This window comes from Amphritea sp. (genome assembly GCF_016744155.1).
GTDB lineage: Bacteria > Pseudomonadota > Gammaproteobacteria > Pseudomonadales > Balneatricaceae > Amphritea.
Genome location: NZ_JADGEW010000001.1, coordinates 503,646 through 523,118 on the forward strand (window position 1 = coordinate 503,646; position 19,473 = coordinate 523,118).

16 protein-coding genes are annotated in these 19,473 nt (G+C 49.1%); 13 read left to right on the forward strand and 3 right to left on the reverse strand.

Annotated elements, in window-relative coordinates; genetic code table 11:
- The first annotated feature begins 32 nt into the window (after nt 1-32).
- From QZZ54_RS02405 to rpsA, 4 genes are all read left to right on the forward strand, one after another.
- Nucleotides 33-662 (forward strand): YqiA/YcfP family alpha/beta fold hydrolase, encoded by a 630-nt coding sequence (locus QZZ54_RS02405; RefSeq protein ID WP_290698035.1) that lies wholly within the window; start codon nt 33-35, stop codon nt 660-662.
- An 8-nt stretch (nt 663-670) separates the two neighbouring features.
- Entirely contained in the window at nt 671-2,563 is a 1,893-nt protein-coding gene (parE, locus tag QZZ54_RS02410) for a DNA topoisomerase IV subunit B (protein WP_290698037.1), read from the forward strand.
- Between the two features lie 68 nt (nt 2,564-2,631).
- On the forward strand, nt 2,632-4,914 hold the full coding sequence (gene parC, locus QZZ54_RS02415) for a DNA topoisomerase IV subunit A (protein WP_290698039.1): 2,283 nt from the start codon (nt 2,632-2,634) through the stop codon (nt 4,912-4,914).
- 289 nt (nt 4,915-5,203) lie between these two features.
- The gene (rpsA, locus tag QZZ54_RS02420; protein WP_290698041.1) at nt 5,204-6,883 is read left to right on the forward strand and encodes a 30S ribosomal protein S1; all 1,680 of its coding nucleotides are present in this window, start codon (nt 5,204-5,206) and stop codon (nt 6,881-6,883) included.
- A gap of 112 nt (nt 6,884-6,995) precedes the next feature.
- On the opposite strand, the gene QZZ54_RS02425 is transcribed toward rpsA, so the two are convergent.
- From QZZ54_RS02425 to QZZ54_RS02435, 3 genes are all read right to left on the reverse strand, one after another.
- A complete protein-coding gene (locus QZZ54_RS02425) occupies nt 6,996-7,613 on the reverse strand; it encodes a LysE family translocator (protein ID WP_290698043.1) in 618 nt (205 codons plus the stop codon).
- A gap of 33 nt (nt 7,614-7,646) precedes the next feature.
- Entirely contained in the window at nt 7,647-8,417 is a 771-nt protein-coding gene (locus QZZ54_RS02430) for a sulfite exporter TauE/SafE family protein (RefSeq protein WP_290698045.1), read from the reverse strand.
- Between the two features lie 128 nt (nt 8,418-8,545).
- Nucleotides 8,546-10,048: a hypothetical protein gene (locus tag QZZ54_RS02435; RefSeq protein ID WP_290698047.1), complete on the reverse strand. Its 1,503-nt coding sequence runs from the start codon at nt 10,046-10,048 to the stop codon at nt 8,546-8,548.
- Between the two features lie 155 nt (nt 10,049-10,203).
- Between QZZ54_RS02435 and QZZ54_RS02440 the strand changes: the two genes are divergently transcribed.
- The 9 genes from QZZ54_RS02440 (at nt 10,204) to QZZ54_RS02480 (ending at nt 19,406) form a co-directional block, all read left to right on the forward strand.
- Nucleotides 10,204-11,460: a glutamate-5-semialdehyde dehydrogenase gene (locus tag QZZ54_RS02440; protein ID WP_290698049.1), complete on the forward strand. Its 1,257-nt coding sequence runs from the start codon at nt 10,204-10,206 to the stop codon at nt 11,458-11,460.
- A 6-nt stretch (nt 11,461-11,466) separates the two neighbouring features.
- Nucleotides 11,467-12,126 (forward strand): nicotinate-nucleotide adenylyltransferase, encoded by a 660-nt coding sequence (gene nadD, locus QZZ54_RS02445; RefSeq protein WP_290698051.1) that lies wholly within the window; start codon nt 11,467-11,469, stop codon nt 12,124-12,126.
- 6 nt (nt 12,127-12,132) lie between these two features.
- Entirely contained in the window at nt 12,133-12,480 is a 348-nt protein-coding gene (gene rsfS / locus QZZ54_RS02450; RefSeq protein ID WP_290698053.1) for a ribosome silencing factor, read from the forward strand.
- 36 nt (nt 12,481-12,516) lie between these two features.
- Nucleotides 12,517-12,984 carry a 23S rRNA (pseudouridine(1915)-N(3))-methyltransferase RlmH gene (rlmH, locus tag QZZ54_RS02455; RefSeq protein WP_290698055.1) on the forward strand — a complete coding sequence of 156 codons (468 nt, stop codon included), beginning with the start codon at nt 12,517-12,519 and terminating at the stop codon, nt 12,982-12,984.
- Between the two features lie 27 nt (nt 12,985-13,011).
- Nucleotides 13,012-14,937: a penicillin-binding protein 2 gene (gene mrdA / locus QZZ54_RS02460; RefSeq protein ID WP_290698057.1), complete on the forward strand. Its 1,926-nt coding sequence runs from the start codon at nt 13,012-13,014 to the stop codon at nt 14,935-14,937.
- Nucleotides 14,938-16,074, forward strand: coding sequence for a rod shape-determining protein RodA (rodA, locus tag QZZ54_RS02465; RefSeq protein WP_290698059.1), 1,137 nt, complete (start codon nt 14,938-14,940; stop codon nt 16,072-16,074). It begins immediately after the preceding gene.
- Between the two features lie 209 nt (nt 16,075-16,283).
- Entirely contained in the window at nt 16,284-17,291 is a 1,008-nt protein-coding gene (gene mltB / locus QZZ54_RS02470) for a lytic murein transglycosylase B (protein ID WP_290698061.1), read from the forward strand.
- Between the two features lie 3 nt (nt 17,292-17,294).
- Nucleotides 17,295-18,143 (forward strand): septal ring lytic transglycosylase RlpA family protein, encoded by an 849-nt coding sequence (locus tag QZZ54_RS02475; RefSeq protein WP_290698063.1) that lies wholly within the window; start codon nt 17,295-17,297, stop codon nt 18,141-18,143.
- A gap of 108 nt (nt 18,144-18,251) precedes the next feature.
- Nucleotides 18,252-19,406 (forward strand): D-alanyl-D-alanine carboxypeptidase family protein, encoded by a 1,155-nt coding sequence (locus QZZ54_RS02480; protein ID WP_290698065.1) that lies wholly within the window; start codon nt 18,252-18,254, stop codon nt 19,404-19,406.
- Nucleotides 19,407-19,473: the final 67 nt, after the last annotated feature.

Consider the following 19,473-nt stretch of genomic DNA (forward strand, 5'->3'; position numbering starts at 1 on the left):
GATAAAGCTAGTAGCAGATAGAAAGGTTATTAATGGCCCAGCCCCTGTTTATCTATATTCACGGTTTTAATAGTTCCCCGGACTCCTATAAGGCCCGTTTTTTTGTCGACTGGATGACTGAGAATGGTCGGGCTGATCAGGTATTAGTGCCGCGTTTACCCCATTGGCCGGCTCAGGCGATTGCTTTATTAGAACAGCTGATAGACACTCATCAAGATCGTAATATAACCCTGATCGGGAGTTCCCTGGGTGGGTATTATAGTACCTGGCTGACTGAGCAATATGCTGTGCGCACGGTGCTGATTAATCCGGCCGTACGGCCATATGAGTTGCTGGAGAATATGCTCGGTGAGCAGGGTAATTACTATAGTGATGAGAAGTATGAGTTGACCCCCGGGCATCTGGATCAGCTACTGGCGGTAAATTGTACTCAGTTTAAGGACGCCTCTCGCTATCTGCTGCTGACCCAGACCGCTGATGAGACGCTGGACTACAGAGAGGGTGTCGAAAAATTCAGGGATTCGCCGATGCTGGTTCAGCAGGGTGGTTCCCACGGTTTTGATAAATTTGAATCTGTCATTCCGGCGATATTGGCTTTTGCCGATGGCCGGGTAGAGTTGCCTGATGTCACTGATCTGACATCACAGGCTGATAAGGACTGAAACATCCGATGAGTAATAATTATAACGCCGATGCAATTGAGGTACTGAGCGGACTGGACCCGGTTCGCCGTCGCCCCGGCATGTATACTGAGACCGACCGGCCAAACCACCTGGCTCAGGAAGTCATCGATAACAGCGTTGACGAAGCGCTGGCAGGCCATGCTTCACAGTTGGATGTGGTGCTGCATAAAGATGGTGCCGTCAGTGTAAAAGATAACGGTCGGGGGATGCCGGTAGATATTCATCCAGAGGAAGGGGTTAGTGGTGTTGAGCTGATTCTGACTCGGTTGCACGCCGGAGGAAAATTCTCCAATGAAAACTATAACTACTCTGGTGGTCTACACGGGGTAGGTGTGTCGGTGGTTAACGCACTATCGAAGCTGCTTGAGGTAACTATCCGGCGTGGTGGTAATGTCTACCGGATGACCTATGCGGACGGTGAGAAAGTTTCAGAACTGGAGATTGTCGACAGCTGCGGTCAGCGTAATACCGGTACTGAAGTACGTTACCTGGCCGATCCAAAATATTTTGATACCCCGAAATACAGCGTTACCAAACTCAAGCATATGCTTCGGGCAAAAGCGGTACTTTGCTCGGGTCTGCGAGTTACCTTTACCGATGCCTCCGGTGTTAATAAAGAGAAAGAGGAGTGGTACTACGAAGATGGTCTGGTGGACTACCTGAAAGGGACCACTCAGGTCTATGACACCCTGCCAGAAGCGCCCTTTACTGTTTCGTTTCAGGGCGATATTGATGGAATGGATGCCGCGATGCAGTGGTTGCCGGAAGGGGGAGAGTTGACCTGTGAAAGCTACGTTAACCTGATTCCTACCTTACAGGGGGGAACCCATGTAAACGGTTTACGTACTGGCTTGCTGGAAGCGATGCGAGAGTTCTGTGAATTCCGTAATTTGTTGCCCAGGGGGGTAAAAATCTCCGCAGAAGATATCTGGGAACGCTGCTGTTATGTCTTGTCGGCCAAAATGCAGGACCCTCAGTTCTCAGGCCAGACGAAAGAGCGACTATCATCTCGTCATATAGCGGGCTTTATCGCCGGCGCCGCAAAAGATGCTTTCAGTCTTTGGCTCAATCGTCATGTTGAAGATGGCGAGAAGCTGGCAGAACTGGTGATCAGTAATGCTCAGCGGCGCTTGCGCTCCAATAAGAAAGTTATTCGGAAAAAGGTGACTTCAGGGCCGGCGTTGCCGGGTAAGCTTGCAGACTGTACCGGAAACGATGCCATGCAGGGTGAGCTGTTTCTGGTGGAGGGTGATTCTGCTGGAGGTTCTGCAAAGCAGGCTCGGGAACGTGAATATCAAGCGGTTATGCCGCTACGGGGTAAGATTCTTAATACCTGGGAGGTGGACCATAACGATGTGTTGGCATCCCAGGAGGTTAATCATATCTCTATCGCAATGGGGGTCGAGCCAGGGTCGGATAATTTCGATGGTCTGCGTTACGGTAAAGTCTGCATCCTTGCCGATGCGGACTCCGACGGTCTGCATATCGCAACGCTGCTCTGCGCTCTGTTTGTGCGTCATTTCAGGCCGTTGGTCACCGCAGGGCATATCTACGTGGCGATGCCTCCGCTGTATCGGATCGATGTTGCAAAAGATGTTTTCTATGCCCTCGATGATGATGAGAAAAACAGCATCGTCGAGCGGATAAAATCAGAACGCAAAAATGCCAAGGTTGGTGTGCAGCGATTTAAGGGGCTGGGTGAGATGAACCCACTTCAGTTGCGTGAGACTACTATGTCTCGAGATACTCGCCGGTTAGTGCAGCTGACCATCGAAGCGGGTGATGATACCAATGAGATGATGGATATGTTGCTGGCTAAGAAACGCTCTCCTGACCGGAAAGAATGGTTGGAAAGTAAAGGTAACCTGGCGGAAATATAAGTCAGTATCGGTTAGCAGATGCGCGCGATATTACAGAATATGAGTTTGAACAGCTCCTGGGATAAGAAATGAGCGGAACAGTACATATCGACGAAGGCGTAGAACGCCTGTCAATGAAAGACTATACCGAGAAGGCGTACCTGGATTACTCCATGTACGTGATTCTGGATCGGGCCCTGCCGAATATCGGTGACGGTTTGAAGCCGGTACAGCGACGCATTGTGTATGCGATGTCGGAGCTGGGGTTGAAATCCACGGCGAAATATAAGAAATCGGCCCGTACCGTAGGCGACGTGCTGGGTAAGTTCCACCCCCACGGTGACAGTGCATGCTACGAAGCAATGGTGTTGATGGCGCAGCCATTCTCCTACCGCTATCCACTGGTGGATGGTCAGGGTAACTGGGGTTCTCCCGATGACCCGAAATCTTTTGCCGCGATGCGTTATACCGAGTCGAAGCTGGCGAAGTATGCCGAAGTGCTGCTTAAAGAGGTGGCACAGGGTACCGTTGAATGGGGTGCTAACTTTGATGGTACTTTACAGGAACCGATGACGCTGCCGGCGCGTCTGCCGAATATTTTGCTCAATGGTACTACCGGTATTGCCGTAGGTATGGCGACTGATATTCCGCCCCATAATCTGCGTGAAGTGACACAGGCCTGTATTCAACTGCTGTCCAAGCCGAGCACTAGTCTTGAGGATCTGTGCGAGATCATACCGGGGCCAGATATGCCTACGGAAGCGGAGCTGATAACGCCGCGTCATGAACTGCGTAAAATGTACGAGACTGGCAAAGGCAGTCTGAGAATGCGGGCGGTGTACAGTAAAGAGCAGGGTGATATTGTTATCACCGCGCTGCCGTATCAGGTGTCAGGGGCTAAGATTCTGGAGCAGATCGCCCATCAGATGCAGCAGAAGAAGCTGCCGATGGTGTCTGACCTTCGCGATGAATCAAACCATGAAAATCCTACCCGGCTGGTGATCGTTCCCCGTTCTAACCGCATTGATGTTGAGCAGCTAATGGCGCACTTGTTCGCCAGTACTGATCTGGAGCGTACTTACCGGGTCAATATGAATATGATCGGTATCGATGGCCGGCCGCAGGTGAAAAATCTTAAGCAGATTCTCACGGAGTGGCTGCTGTACCGTACCGAAACCGTGCGTCGCCGCTTACAGTACCGCCTGGATAAGGTATTGGCGCGACTGCATATTCTTGAAGGTTTGATGGTTGCTTATCTGCATATTGATGAAGTGATTGAAATCATCCGCACCGAGGAGAAGCCGAAGCTGGTGATGATCGAGCGTTTCGGGATCTCTGAAATACAGGCTGAGGCGATTCTTGAAATACGTCTCAGACAGCTGGCCAAGCTGGAAGAGATCAAGATCCGTGGTGAGATGGATGAGCTTATTGAAGAGCGTAAGTATCTGGAAGAGATCCTGGGTTCTGAAAAGCTGATGCGTAAACTGATCCGGGATGAGCTGAAAGCCGACGCGAAAGAGTACGGTGACGACCGTCGTTCTCCGATAGTGGCACGTGAAGAGGCGAAAGCGCTGGATGAGAAGTCGCTGCTAACAGCCGATCCGATTACGGCTGTCATCTCTAAGCAGGGATGGATTCGTTCTGCTAAAGGCCATGATATTGATCCTGAAGGTCTGAGCTATAAATCAGGCGATGGTTTCAAGCTGGCTTGTCCAGGGCGGATGAATCAGCCTGTTATTTTGATGGATAGTACCGGCAGGGCCTATTCACTCGAAGCGCACACTCTTCCGTCGGCGCGAGGACAGGGAGAGCCCATAACGGGGAAGCTGACCTTGCCAAAGGGCGCGACTATCGATGGCGCTATTGCCGGCAAAGATGATGACGCTGTACTGCTGGTGTCTGATGCAGGTTATGGTTTTGTTACAAAAATTGCTGATATGACCAGTAAAACCCGTACCGGTAAAGCTACTCTGACGCTGCCTAAAGGGTCTAAAGGTATGGCGCCGATGGCGCTTAAGCGTAAAGAGAGTGATCTGCTGGTGGCCGTCACTAACGAAGGTCGGATGTTGGTATTCCCGGTAAAAGATCTGCCAGAGCTCGGTCGGGGTAAAGGTAATAAAATTATCAATATTCCTTCCGCAAAAGCCGCTGCCAGAGAGGAGTTGCTGGTCGCAATAGTCACTTTGGCTCCAGATGACACTCTGTTGGTTAATTCCGGTCGTCAGCATTTGAAGATGAAGCCTTCTGATCTTGAGCATTATCGGGGAGAGCGTGGTCGTCGGGGGAATAAGCTGCCACGGGGTTATCAGCGTGTGGATTCGCTGGATGTTATTGGTAAATCTTCCTTGGCTCCTGAGCCGGAAGACACATAAAAAAAGGGGCGAAAGCCCTTTTTTTATGTCATTTCAAAGCGCAGTGGTGTTGTTGGTTAGAGATGTTGGTCGTCGGTTTTACTTAAATATTATAAATTGATTCCTCTATTTGCTTTCTTCTGGGCGCAGTTATCTGTAAAATACTGCCCCTAACTCTCTTCTGTGTGGTCGTTTTTTAGTCAGGATTTTGCGACCAATCAGAATATTAAAACTGCCCTGTATGATCTGACAATATAGGTAATAGACTCTGTGAGCACTGTTCGAAAGTGTTTTCAGAATAGGAAAAAGCATGACCGAAAGCTTTGCTGACTTATTTGAAGAATCCCTTAAACTCGTTGATATGGTGCCAGGCACTGTAGTAATGGGTGAAGTTATCGAAATCGATAGCGACTGGGTTACCGTGAATGCTGGCCTGAAATCTGAGGCTGTTATTGATCGTAGCCAGTTCCTGAATGATGCCCAAGAGCTTGAAGTTCAAGTGGGTGACATGGTTAAGGTAACTCTGGAAAGCGTTGAAGATGGCTCCGGTGAGACACGTCTGTCCCGTGAGAAAGCTAAGCGCGCTGAGTCTTGGGGTGTTCTGGAAACTGCCTTCGAAGCTGAAGAAACTGTTAAAGGTTTTATCAGCGGCAGCGTAAAAGGTGGTTTCACCGTTACTGTTAACAAGATTAATGGTTTCCTTCCTGGTTCTTTGGTAGATGTTCGTCCAGTTAAAAACGTTGACCACCTTATGGGTCAAGAGCTGGAATTCAAACTGATTAAGTTGGACCAAAAGCGTGACAACATCGTTGTTTCTCGTCGCGCAGTACTTCAGGAAGCTAACAGCGCTCAACGTGATGAGCTGCTTGCTACTCTGGAAGAAGGTCAGCAAGTTAAGGGTTACGTTAAGAACCTGACCAACTACGGTGCATTCGTAGATCTGGGTGGCGTTGACGGCCTGCTGCACATCACTGACATGGCGTGGAAGCGTATTTCACACCCAAGCGATATGCTGACTCCAGGTGATGAAATCACTGTTCAGATTATCAAGTTTGATAAAGAGACTAACCGTTTGTCTCTGGGTCTGAAGCAGCTGAATGAAGATCCTTGGTCTTCTATTCTGGCTCGTTTCCCAGCTGGAACTAAGGTTCCTGCTCGTGTTACCAACCTGACTGACTACGGTTGCTTCGCGTCTATCGAAGACGGCGTTGAAGGTCTGATCCACGTGTCTGAAATGTCTTGGACTAATAAGAACATCCACCCATCTAAAGTTGTTCAAGTGAACGACGAAGTTGAGGTTATGGTTCTTGATGTTGATGAGAAGCGTCGTCGCATCTCTCTAGGCATGAAGCAGTGCATCGCTAACCCATGGTCTACTTTTGCTGAGCAGTTTGCTGCGGGCGATAAAGTTACCGGTACTATCAAGACTATTACCGATTTCGGTGTCTTTGTTGGTCTGGAAAATGATCTGGATGGTCTGGTTCACATGTCTGACATCTCTTGGGATGCTGATAACGAAACAGCTCTGCGTGAGTACAAGAAGGGCGAAGAAGTTGAAGCCGTTATCTTGTCTATCGATGCTGAGAAAGAGCGTATCTCTCTGGGTATCAAGCAGCTGGAAAGCGATCCGTTCTCTGAGTACGCTGCCGCTAACGAGAAAAACACCATCGTTAAGGGTATCGTTAAGACTGTAGACGCTAAAGGCGCGAACATCGAACTGGCTGAAGGCATTGAAGGTTACCTGAAAGTGTCTGACATCAGCATCGATCGCATCGATGATGCTTCTACTGTCCTGACTGTAGGCGAAGAAGTTGAAGCGAAGATCGTTAACCTTGATCGTCGTAACCGTTCAATCACTCTGTCTATCAAGGCTAAAGACCAGGCAGATGAGAAAGCGGCTATCAAGGCTGTTGCTGATAAGCCAGTAGAGGCTGCTGGTCCTACTACTATCGGTGATCTGATCAAAGCACAGATGGCAACTAAGAAGTAATACTTCTTACCGCTAATAAAAAGGAGCGCTCATGCGCTCCTTTTTTTGTGTCATATGGAATTTAAAATAAACGCGAAAGCGTTTTTTTGGGTTTTATACTCCGAAACTGTAGTTACCTCCGGGCGAGTAGTAAGCCTGCGCCAGCTGTGGCTAGCAAAGCAGCGCAGCTGCGGTTAAAAAGCTGTCGCGTATGAGGTTGTGAAAACCACTGTCGCAGATAGAGGCCGAACAGGGCATAGACTGCAATGGCTATCCCCTCTAGTAAGATGAAGGCTAATCCCAGCTCAAAAAATTGGAGATTGGTCTGCCCATCAAGATTAACAAACTGCGGCAGAAAGGCTGTAAATATCAATATGGCCTTGGGGTTCCCCGCAGCCAGGAAAAACTCCTGTTGTGCCAGGCTTAACAGACTTTTGTCATCAGATCTGACAGTTTCATCTTCACTTGGATCAGATGTCCATAGCTTATAGGCCAGCCAGAATAGATAACCAGCGCCGCCAATTTTGATAACCATAAAAACGGCTTCGGATGTGTGCAGAATGACGGCGAGCCCGGTTGCTGTGAGTATTATCATGCCGGTGAAGGCGGTCAGCCTGCCGAGTCCGGCAAAAAAAGCGCTACGAAAGCCGTAACGTTTAGCATTGCTCATCGCGAGTAGATTGTTCGGGCCTGGTGACATGTTTAGGGCAAAGCATGCCGGAATGAACAGTAATAGGGTTATTAGATCCATGATGGCCTGTCTGAATGTAGTGTTTTCTGAAGGTTACTTATAAACATCATAGAAGAAATACAGTGTGATTCCGATACTGGCAATGATAACGAAGTTACGGACTAATTGTTGTGGCAGTTTGCGTGATAGATGGGCGGCAGCATAGCCGCCGGTCAGGGTGCCTGTCAGGACAATTGAGCCTTCATACCATGCGATGACATCGTTATAGATAAATAGAGTGATCGCAATCAGTGACACAAAGGTTGAAATAAGTAATTTCAGGCCGTTCATCCGGTTGATGTCTGTATGTCCTGCCAGTGCCAGATAGCTAAGCGAGATAATTCCTAGTCCAGCGTTGAAAAAACCGCCATAGAGGCAGACGCCCATGAGTAATAGGCTGAGTAGTATGGCGCCGGCTGCTGAGGCGTGGCGGTGTTTGGTGCTCAATTGCTTTAACGAGCGGTTGAGTTGGCCGCCAAAGATAAATAACAGTGTGGCAAAGAGAAGCAGCCAGGGGACAGCGGTTTCAAACGCTGATTCCGGTGTTTGTAGTAGCAGCCATGCGCCGCCTATGCCGCCTAACAGGCTGATAAAAATATAACGGGGCAGTTCGCTTTTAACTTCGAGTAGTTCTTTTCTAAATGCCCAGGTGCCGCTCATATACCCAGAACAGGAAGCAAAGGTATTGGTGGCGTTAGCGCTAATTGGAGGAACGCCCGCAAATAGGAGTGCGGGAAAGGTGATAAAGCTTCCTCCGCCGGCGATGGAGTTAAGAATGCCGCCGAGAAACCCGGCTATGAAGAGAATAATCAGGTCGCTTAGCATATTGTTGCCATGTCGAGTCTGTCTGCGATTAGGTATGAAGGAAGAGCATAGGTGATAGTGCTCTAGCAGTACAGATACAGGAATTGCTGTGGCGGGATCGGATCTGTACTTGTTTCAGGCGTAGTGTCTTAAGGGAATAGCTTCTTGAGCAGGTGTCTGGCCTGCTTGTCTAAAAGCTTCTGATAGTTTTCGTTGACTGTTTTGATCAGTACTTTGTCTTCTTCGGCCCGCTCTATCTCGGCCCCGGCCAGCAAACTGACTTTTAGATCAGGTGCTTCGCTAAGTGCGGTATGAGTAATTAGCTCGTTGCTCTCGGTGCTATGGGTAAGATAGCGAGCCTCTTCCAGCATTCTCGGAAGCTTTTTATGATGGCCTCGTACCAGTGCCATATGTAGATTTAATACTGGTTTGAGGCTGCGGATGCGCTGTTGATTGAATAGCTTGTATAGTCTGTTGAATAACTGGCTGGCGCAGATTGCGTTGATGCCGTGGGAGTCATCTTTATGGGGTTTGAGGAAAGATAGCTGGAGGTCCCCATTGTCAATCCTGGCAGATTCACCCTGATAGATGGCGGTCACCATATCCAGCATGCGGTAGTAGTATTCCTGAAGTTCATGAAGTTCGTCGTTGCGGAGGTTATCTGAATGGCCTGAGGCTAAGTCGAGGTAAAGCAGATAGCCGGCTGCTTCGGCTGCAACGATGAGTTCAAGCTCCTGCTCAAACGCATAGAGATCCAGTTGTATCTCATGTTTACTGTTTTCAAACAGGGGGTTGGGGGCTTTTTTCCGCGAAGCAGGCTGTTTGAGGTTGGTCTCTTCAACAATAGTGTCTGCTGAGTTGTCCATTTGAGAATCGTGGTGCTCGGTTGAGTTTTTGTGTTCAGAGAAAGGGGCGAAGTCGGGCATGTTTGGGCTGTCATCAGCGGGTCGAAGTAGCTCGACTAACATTCCGGGATCGTCTTGATTGTCGGTGTTTTCGGTCGTTGATGTTTCTGTGGTTGGTAGGGGGTGAGGTTTCTTTGTGTCCAACCGGGATGGCTTAGCTAGAGATGTGCTCACAACTAAATCGCTGTCATCGGCTATTGCGACTGTAGCCGGAACTGGAGTGAGTGTTTCTGGATAGCGGTTAAGCCAGATCCAGCAGCCGAGCAGAGCTAGAATAATAATGATTAACGCTAGGATTGCCGTCTGGACCAGCAGGCCGTTGATATGTTCCTGATTAGGTTCGGGGTTCAGGTGTAATTCCAGAATTGCCAGAGTCTGTTCTTGTTGGCGGATTAAGATTTCCTGCTGAATCAGGTTGTCCTGCTTAATGTCTCCGGCTCTGCCAATAAGGCGGTCCTTAGGGTCTTTGAGGATAATCGCTTCAATGTATGGTTGGCGCACCAGCTGGTTGAGAACAAAGTTAAGGCTGACGGCGTCGTCGGAAAGCAGGGCTGGTTTAATCAGTGTTACGGTTTGCTGGCCCAGTAGTTCGCCTTGTTGTTGGGTCTGGTGTTGGGCTGTTTTTCCTGCAACGACTGAAAGATATATTCCGGCCAGCAGTAGACCTCCCAGCAAGATGCAGGCGAGGGTAAGTATCAGCCGCGTACGCTGATTAGTGAATGCTGCAAAAGGCTGCGGTTTATCCATATTCCGACGGTTCAGATTCCTGGGCAGAAGAACCTGCAGATAATAGCAGTTAAGTTGCTTTGCAAAAACGGCTTTTTTTCGCTTTTACTCTCTCTGTCGATGACCCTTGCTGTTGAGCGGGGTATAATGCCCGGTCTCGACGGAGAAGGAAGGTTATGAACGTTAAAGAGTATATGGCAGAGCTGGGCCAGCAGGCACGCATCGCGTCCCGCGCAATTGCGAAAGCTGATACCAGTGTAAAAAACCGCGCGCTGTTAGCGATGGCGGATGCAATTGATGCGTCCCGTACTGAATTGGTTGCAGCGAACACAAAAGACTTGGAGCAGGGCCGGGCTAGTGGCCTGGATGATGCGATGCTTGATCGTCTGGAACTGAAACAGTCTCAAATCGATACGATGATCGAAGGCTTGCGTCAGGTTGCTGCTCTTCCCGATCCGATCGGTGCAATCACCGATATGAACTATCTGCCCAGCGGTATTCAGGTAGGTAAAATGCGTGTTCCTTTGGGCGTGATTGGCATTATTTATGAGTCTCGTCCCAATGTTACCGTTGAAGCAGCCAGTCTTTGTCTAAAGTCGGGTAATGCGACTATTCTTCGGGGCGGCTCTGAAGCTATTCATAGTAATGCTGCTGTTGCTGAGTGCATTCAAACTGGGCTACAGGCAGTTGGGTTGCCCGCAGATACTGTTCAGGTTGTTAAAACTACCGACCGTGAAGCGGTAGGTGAACTGATTACTATGCCAGAATATGTCGACGTTATTGTTCCCCGGGGCGGTAAAGGGCTGATTGAACGTGTCAGTCGTGATGCCAAGGTTGCTGTCATTAAACACCTGGATGGTATTTGTCATGTTTACATAGATGACGACGCTGATAAAACCAAAGCGATCAATATTGCAATTAATTCTAAAACCCACCGTTATGGCACTTGTAATACGATGGAGACCTTACTGGTGAATGAGGCTTGTGCGGCTAATATTCTACCGGAACTGGCAGAGCGTTATCAGGAGATCGGTGTAGAGCTGCGTGGTTGTGAAAAGATCTGCGAATTGCTGCCTAACTTAACAGCGGCAACCGCTGAAGATTGGGAAACTGAGTACCTTGCGCCTATTTTGGCGATAAAGTTGGTTCGTGATATGGATGAGGCTATAGCGCATATTAATCGCTTTGGTTCTCACCATACCGATTCTATTATCACTGAAAACTACACTAAGTCCCGCAGCTTTCTGCGAGAAGTGGATTCAAGTTCGGTGATGGTCAATGCTTCTACCCGCTTTGCTGATGGCTTTGAGTATGGGTTAGGTGCTGAGATCGGAATTTCAACTGATAAAATTCATGCTCGCGGGCCTGTTGGTCTTGAAGGGCTTACCTCGCAAAAATATGTGGTGTTGGGTGATGGCCATATTCGCCAGTAACTGTTGATGAGTGAATCTGTCAAAGTGTTTATGGGTGGGACTTTCGATCCTATCCATAATGGTCATCTACGCACTGCGTTAGAAATTGAACAGTGGCTGGGGGTGTCTCAAGTCACTTTAATTCCTTCCAAAGCGCCTGTTCATCGGCAGCGGCCTGAGCGTACTGGGCAACAACGTTTGGATATGGTGCGTCTGGCGGTTATCGACGAGCCTGGACTGTTTGCCGATGATCGTGAAGTGATGTCGGAGAATGCTTCGTATACTGTGTTGACTCTGGAGTCTTTTCGCCGGGAAATCGGCGAAGATGCACCTGTTTGTATGGTGCTGGGGATGGATGCTTATCTGTCTTTGCCACAGTGGGATCGCTGGCAGGAACTGCTGACCCTTTGTCATGTGGTTGTGGTTAAACGTCCCGGTTGGGTTTATGAGCCCTGCGAAGAAATGCAGGAAATTAGCCAGAAACATGAAACTAAAGACCTGCAGCGGCTACTAACATCCCCTGCGGGCCATGTTATTTTTCGCGAGCTGACCCCGTTGGGGATATCAGCTACCCAGATCCGTCAGCTGATCAGAGAGGGGTGTTCACCACGCTATCTGATACCTGATGCGGTATGGAACTACATACAAAAAAATAAGCTATACGGCTTTAATAATGAAGGTAAGTAATTACTAATGGAAATGGATCAGATAATCAGCGCTGTGCGTGAAGCCCTTGATGATATGAAAGCACGTGACATCGTTGAAATCGATGTTACCAATAAATCGACGGTCACTGACCGAATGGTTATTGCCAGCGGAACCTCTAGGCGACATGTGATGTCTATTGGACAGCATGTTCAGGAAGAGATGAAGCATCAGGGGTTACTGCCCTTGGGAATAGAGGGACTGGATACCGGCGAATGGGTGCTGGTAGATCTGGGTGAGCTGGTAGTGCACGTTATGATGCCGGATGCCCGTAGCTTCTATGACCTGGAACGTCTATGGGGTTTCGATGAAGCTGCGCAGGGTTCTGTTAATTAATTTCTCCCTTACGCAATAAGGATTTAGTGTTCTGCCATGAAAATACGCCTCATCGCTGTGGGTACCAAGATGCCTGGCTGGGTGACAGAAGGGTTTAACGAATATGTTAAACGCTTACCCCACGAATTTAGTCTTGAACTGGTGGAAATTCCATTGGGTCATCGGGGCAAAGGTGCTGATTTAGCCCGTGCTAAACGGCAAGAGGGTGAGTTGGTGCTGGCGGCGATACCTAAAGGTGACCGAGTTATCGCGTTGGAAGTGGGTGGCAGAAACTGGAGCACGGAGCAGCTGGCTGAACAGGCCGAACAGTGGCAGATGTCAGGACAGAATGTCTGTCTGCTAGTGGGCGGGCCAGACGGTTTGTCGCCGGAGTGTGTCGCGATTGCTGACCAGAAATGGTCACTTTCAGGGCTGACGTTGCCGCATCCTCTGGTGCGTATTCTGTTAGCTGAACAGCTTTATAGGGCCTGGAGTATCCTTCAGGGCCATCCATATCATAAGTAGTCAAATAGCCAGTGAAGAATTGCTTAGATGTCAGCATTCGATAGTCTGAAGGACCATACCAAAGAGGGGCGGGTGTTTTTGTCCCGGGCATTGATAGCCTTTGTCGTTGTGCTGCTGTTGATGGGGGTTCTGATTGGCCGGTTGTATTATCTCCAGGTCATTCAGCATGACAATCTGGCTGCACTGTCCGATGATAACCGGGTTCAACTCAAGCCAGTGGCTCCCACCCGGGGTCTCATTTACGATCGTAACGGCACCTTGCTAGCGGAAAATCGTCCCAGTTACAGTGTTACCCTTCTGAAGGAAAAGGTAGGTGATGTTGAAGCGACTCTTGCCGAGCTACAAAAGCTGATTCCTATCACTGATAGAGAGTTAAAGTCCTTTCGTAAGCGGCTCAAGCAGCGGCGTCGACCTTATGAAACAGTGCCTTTAAGATTTCGTCTTAACGATGATGAGATCGCCCGGATTGCAGTGAACTACCAACGTTTGCCTGGGGTTCAGGTGGAGGCGGATCTGATTCGATATTATCCGTTCGGTGCCGGCCTGGTGCATGCGTTGGGTTATGTTGGACGGATCAATGAGAAAGAGCTGAAGCGGGTCGATTCTACTGACTACAGTGCTACCCATTACATCGGTAAACTGGGGATCGAGAAGTTTTACGAGCCCTTGTTACATGGCGATGTGGGCTATCACAAGGTAGAAACTAATGCCCGAGGGCGGGTGATGCGGGTGCTTGAACGTGCTGATCCAGTGCCGGGTAAAGATATCGTGTTACATCTGGATATCAGGCTGCAGCAGGCTGCTGAAAAACTGGTTGAGGGGCGTCGTGCAGCGATTGTTGCTATTGACCCTAAAACCGGCGGGATACTAGCGATGGTTAGTAATCCTGGTTATGACCCGAATCTATTTGTGACCGGTATTAGTACTAAAGCTTACAAAGCGCTGCGTGAATCACCTGATCTGCCGTTGTTTAATCGGGCATTACGGGGGCAGTATCCACCGGGCTCTACCATCAAACCAATGGTTGCGATGAGTGTTATTGATAGTGGCATTGTCAGTCCTTCTCACACAATACACGACCCCGGTTTCTTTACTCTGACTAACGGTGGTCGTCACTATCGTGACTGGAAACGCGGCGGACATGGCAAGGTTGGGCTGGAGATGGCTATTTATCAGTCCTGTGATGTCTGGTTTTACGATGTATCAAACCGTGCCGGCGTTGATGTAATCTCAAATTATCTGGGTAAATTTGGTTTGGGTCAGGTAACCAGTCTTGATTTGCCGGAGGCGCTGCCCGGTATTTTGCCTAGCAAAGCCTGGAAAAAGAAAACCGGTCGCGGCTCTTGGTACTCTGGAGATACTCTTAATCTGAGTATTGGACAGGGCTGGATGCTGACCACCCCACTGCAGTTGGCCACCGCCTCAGCGGTGATGGCCAACCGGGGTGTCTGGAAGCAGCCGCGGATGTTGAAAGGGGTGATGCAGCATAGTCAGAGCGATGGCAATACGATTGTAGATGGCACCATTATTGATATCAGTGGTCTGGAAGGCACCAGTGCCGTGCTTCCCAATGTTAAACTGAAAAATGACAAGTATTGGCAGAAGATAATCGATGCAATGATTGCGGTGGTGCATGGTCCGAGAGGTACCGCCAGAAAAGTCGGCAAAGGAATTGATTTTCAGATAGCGGGAAAAACCGGTACGGCACAGGTTGTAGGCATCAAACAGGATGCGGTTTATGATGCAGAAAGTCTGGCTGAACGGCACCGTGACCATGCATTGTTTATCGCTTTTGCACCGGCAGATAAACCCGAAATTGCCGTCTCTGTTATCGTAGAGAATGGCGGTGGTGGTTCCAGTACTGCTGCCCCTATTGCCAGAGAAGTTATCGATGCGTTCATGACGCTAAAACAGCAGGATGCAGACGTGAAAGAACTGGAAAGGGTTTTATAAATGGCTGATTTTCAGCGCAGTATGCCGGATGCTCAGCCCCACCTGGCCCGTCGTCGGGGGTTGTGGTCCCACACCCGTCTGGACGCCTGGTTGTTGCTTTTTATTTTGATTCTCTGTGGCTATGGCTTATTGGTTCTGTATAGCGCCTCAGGGGGCGATATAGACTATGTAGTTCGTCAGGCGATTCGGATGGCCGCCGGTTTTTTCATCATGATATTACTGGCGCAAATGCGGCCCCGGCTGTTTGCTCGCTGGGCGCCCGCATTGTATGTGATTAGCCTGGGGCTGTTAGTGGCGGTTTTGCTGTTTGGTGTGGGTGCTAAAGGTGCGCAGCGCTGGATTGCGCTACCGGGGTTTCGTTTTCAGCCAGCAGAGGTTGTTAAGCTGGTACTGCCTTTAATGATTGCCGGTTACCTGGCTAACCGTCCACTGCCGCCAAGTTTTCGTCATATTATGATTTCACTGGTACTGATCTTTCTGCCGGTGGTGTTGATTATGAAGCAGCCTGATCTGGGTACTTCCTTGCTGATAGCCGCTTCAGGTGTGTTTGTTTTATTGCTTTCAGGTATCTATTGGCGCTATATCTTTGGTGCTTTAGCGGTTGCTGCCACTGGCCTGCCAGGGCTGTGGATGGTGATGAAGGACTATCAGAAACAGCGGGTATTAACTTTTCTCGACCCGGAAAGTGATCCTCTGGGAGCGGGCTGGAATATTATCCAGTCAAAAGCAGCGATTGGCTCCGGGGGTATCGATGGCAAGGGGTGGATGTTGGGTACCCAGTCACAGCTAGACTTTCTGCCGGAAAGCCATACCGATTTTATCATCGCGGTAATGGCGGAAGAGCTGGGTATGATCGGGGTGCTGCTATTACTATTTATCTATCTGTTGATTATTGCCAGAGGCTTGGTGATTGCGGCTAAAGCTCAGGATAGTTTTGGTCGGCTGGTAGCCGGCAGTGTTACCCTGACATTTTTTGTCTATGTGTTTGTTAATATCGGCATGGTGTGTGGCTTGTTGCCTGTAGTAGGTGTGCCGTTGCCGTTAGTGAGTTATGGCGGTACCTCGATAGTGACGCTGATGGCGGGGTTTGGTCTGTTAATGTCGGTGCAGGCGCATAGACAGATGATCAGTCACTAGTGGTTGTCTTCTTGGCGAAGAATAAGCATAGTAATTGAGCGGTTTTGTTGTCAGGACTCTGTGATACAGTCACTCTTTCGACTGATGGTTATTTGAGTCAATACTATTCGAGTCAGTGTTAATCAAATAAGGGATACCAGGTTGCGATTGTACCTGGTGAGAGGTCAAGGTTAAGACCTTAATGAAGCAGCCTCAAAAGGTGGAGATATATGTTCAGAGCTAAAATTTCAGGATTGCTGGCCGGAGTTGTACTGAGTACCGGACTTGCGTGGGTGCCACAGGTTGTGGCACATGGCTATGGCGATCATCCCAGGGCGCAACAGTTTATCTCCGAAATGGGTAAAGAGGGTTTTGATGAGGAAAACATCAGAACCATTTTACGTTCAGCAGAGCGTAAGGAAAGTATTCTTAAAGCTATCTCCCGTCCGGCTGAAAAACGCCTGAACTGGGGCGAGTATCGTAATATATTTCTCAAGGATAAGCGCATCGATCAAGGCGTTGAATTTTGGGGGAAGTATAAAGCGGCATTGGAACGGGCGGAGAAAACCTACGGTATTCCGGCAGAAATTATTGTGGCAATTATCGGTGTGGAAACCCGTTATGGGCGTAACATGGGCAGTTACCGGGTGATCGATGCCCTTTCTACGCTAGGGTTTGATTATCCGCCGCGCGGTAAGTTTTTTAAAGGCCAGTTGAAAGAATACTTCTACCTTTTGAGGGACGAGAAGGCTGATCCATTCAGCCTGAAAGGTTCTTACGCCGGTGCGATGGGTTTTGGTCAGTTCATTCCCAGTAGTTTTCGCAGCTTTGCCGTTGATTTCGATGGTGATGGCAAAAAAGATATTTGGAATAACCCCGTTGATGCGATCGGTAGCGTAGCTAACTACTTCAATGCTCATGGCTGGAAAGCCGGTGAGCCGGTGCGCAGTAATGTGGTGATACGTGAGCTGGCGGATGAAACCTGGATTAATGCCGACCTTAAGCCGAAGGTTACCCTTGAAGAGTGGACTCGACGAGGTATTAATACCCGTCAGGGGCTCGATAAAGAGGATAAGGCAACTTTGTTGCGGATGGAATCTAAGGGCGAGTTTCAGCACTGGTTCGGGCTACATAATTTCTATGTAATTACCCGCTATAATCACAGCCGGCTTTACGCTATGGCGGTTTATGAATTAAGCCAGGCGGTAGCAAAAAAACGCAATGGGGTCGCAGGGTAAACGATGAAAAGAGTCTTCCTTAATCTGATTGCGCTGACGATACTGGTGATTATTGGCGGTTGTTCTTCTTCCAGTGGTCGTTATGCTGTCGAGCAAGATTATGGACCTTCCAGTAAAGTAGATGTGTCGAATGTGCCGGATGCGGTCCCCCGGGTTGAGCCGAAAAGCCGGGGCGGTAATAAGAGCCCTTATACAGTGCTGGGGAAAAGCTATCATGTAATGTCATCCAGTGCTGGCTATAAAGAGCGTGGGGTCGCCTCCTGGTATGGCAAGAAGTTTCATGGGCATAAAACCTCAAATGGCGAAACTTACAATATGTACGCGATGAGCGCTGCTCATAAATCACTGCCGCTACCTAGTTATGTTCAGGTTACCAATCTGAAAAATGGCCGGAAAGTGATTGTCAGGGTTAATGATCGAGGGCCTTTCCATGGTGGTCGGATTATAGATCTCTCTTATGCTGCAGCTTCTAAACTGGATATGCTGGGGCAGGGGACCGCGAAGATTGAAGTTGAAGCGATCGATCCTAAACGCTGGAGTGGTTCCTCTGCTGGAGTGGTTCGTGCTCTACCGGCCGCAACGCTAACACCGGTGTCGGCTGGAAGTGGTTCTGCCTCGGCTCCTCGTTTTCTTCAGGTCGGTGCGTTTGGCTTAGAAACAACCGCGGCTGAAGCGGTTAATCAACTGCAGGCGATGCTTCCGGGGTATCAGCTACGTGTGGTGCCGCTAACATTGAAAGATCGGACGCTCTATCGGGTTCAGGTAGGGCCTGTGCAACTGAATGCGAACCTGGCTGAACTGGTGTCCAGAATAGAAGCGGCAGGCTATCTGCGGCCACATTTGGTAGACTAAGCGTTGCTAAATAAAATGTTATTCAAGCCTTAAAGAACCATTATGTGATTTTTAGGTCCCATCAGTATCTGGATCCTCTGTAACCGTAAATAAAGTACATATAAAACCATGATTAAAAAAATTGCTCTTCGTTCTGCCCTGCTGCTGATGGTTATATTTGCTCTGCCTGTTCAGGCGGCAAAGATAACACCAGCCCCACCTCAGGTTGCTGCCCGTGCCTATATCGTTATTGATGCAGACACCGGTAAGGTGATTATGGCTAATCGAGAGGAGGAGCGTTTTCCACCGGCCAGCCTGACTAAAATGATGACCAGCTATATCCTGGAATCAGAACTGACTAAGGGAAACGTTAGTAAAACAGATCTGGTGCCTATATCGGTGAAAGCTTGGCGTGCGCCAGGGTCACGGATGTTTATTCAGGAAGGGACTCAGGTATTACTGAGTGATCTGATGAAAGGTATTGTTATTCAGTCGGGCAACGATGCCAGTGTGGCGGTAGCGGAATATATCGCGGGTAGCGAGGCTGCTTTTGCGGACATGATGAACCAGCATGCTGTACAGCTGGGAATGAATAGCAGTCACTTTATGAACGCTACAGGGCTGCCTGCCGAGGAACATTACTCCTCTGCTAAAGATCTGGCGTTATTGGCTCAGGCTATCATTCAAAATTACCCTGAACATTACGGTGTTTATTCTGAAAAATACTTCACCTATAACAAAATCCGTCAGCCAAACCGTAATAAGCTATTGTGGCGTGATGATTCAGTTGATGGTCTGAAAACCGGTCATACCGATGCTGCAGGATACTGTCTGGTAGCCTCCGCTAAACGTGACGGTATGCGCTTAATTACCGTGGTTATGGGGACAAATAGTGAGGAAGCACGGGCTCAGGAAAGTCAGAAGCTACTTGCTTATGCATTCCGTTACTTCCGCACCCATAAACTTTACGATGCCGGTCAGGTACTGGAAACGACTAAAGTCTGGGCGGGCCAGCAGGATAAGCTAAGCGTTGGGTTGACTAATGCGATGGCAATAACCATTCCCCGCGGTGAGAGTGAGCAGCTTCGGGCGGTACTGGATCTGGATAAAGTAATCAAAGCACCGATACAGAAAGGTCAGAGTTTCGGTACTCTGAAAGTGATGCTAGAGGGCAAACTTGTCGCAGAAGCTCCGGTTGTAGCGCTGGAAAGTATTAATGAAGCGGGATTGTTGCAGCGTATCTGGGATGCAGTTGCGCTATTCTTTTATAATCTGATCAACTGAGTATCCGGCTCTGAGGAATAGATGCCCGGGCTTAGGAATGGACTAAGTCCGGGCATCTGTCGTTAAA

Coding starts and splice junctions, on each gene's coding strand:
- QZZ54_RS02405 (WP_290698035.1), top strand. CDS start 33: ATGGCCCAGCCCCTGTTTATCTATATTCACGGTTTTAATAGTTCCCCG.
- parE (WP_290698037.1), top strand. CDS start 671: ATGAGTAATAATTATAACGCCGATGCAATTGAGGTACTGAGCGGACTG.
- parC (WP_290698039.1), top strand. CDS start 2,632: ATGAGCGGAACAGTACATATCGACGAAGGCGTAGAACGCCTGTCAATG.
- rpsA (WP_290698041.1), top strand. CDS start 5,204: ATGACCGAAAGCTTTGCTGACTTATTTGAAGAATCCCTTAAACTCGTT.
- QZZ54_RS02425 (WP_290698043.1), bottom strand. CDS start 7,613: ATGGATCTAATAACCCTATTACTGTTCATTCCGGCATGCTTTGCCCTA.
- QZZ54_RS02430 (WP_290698045.1), bottom strand. CDS start 8,417: ATGCTAAGCGACCTGATTATTCTCTTCATAGCCGGGTTTCTCGGCGGC.
- QZZ54_RS02435 (WP_290698047.1), bottom strand. CDS start 10,048: ATGGATAAACCGCAGCCTTTTGCAGCATTCACTAATCAGCGTACGCGG.
- QZZ54_RS02440 (WP_290698049.1), top strand. CDS start 10,204: ATGAACGTTAAAGAGTATATGGCAGAGCTGGGCCAGCAGGCACGCATC.
- nadD (WP_290698051.1), top strand. CDS start 11,467: ATGAGTGAATCTGTCAAAGTGTTTATGGGTGGGACTTTCGATCCTATC.
- rsfS (WP_290698053.1), top strand. CDS start 12,133: ATGGAAATGGATCAGATAATCAGCGCTGTGCGTGAAGCCCTTGATGAT.
- rlmH (WP_290698055.1), top strand. CDS start 12,517: ATGAAAATACGCCTCATCGCTGTGGGTACCAAGATGCCTGGCTGGGTG.
- mrdA (WP_290698057.1), top strand. CDS start 13,012: ATGTCAGCATTCGATAGTCTGAAGGACCATACCAAAGAGGGGCGGGTG.
- rodA (WP_290698059.1), top strand. CDS start 14,938: ATGGCTGATTTTCAGCGCAGTATGCCGGATGCTCAGCCCCACCTGGCC.
- mltB (WP_290698061.1), top strand. CDS start 16,284: ATGTTCAGAGCTAAAATTTCAGGATTGCTGGCCGGAGTTGTACTGAGT.
- QZZ54_RS02475 (WP_290698063.1), top strand. CDS start 17,295: ATGAAAAGAGTCTTCCTTAATCTGATTGCGCTGACGATACTGGTGATT.
- QZZ54_RS02480 (WP_290698065.1), top strand. CDS start 18,252: ATGATTAAAAAAATTGCTCTTCGTTCTGCCCTGCTGCTGATGGTTATA.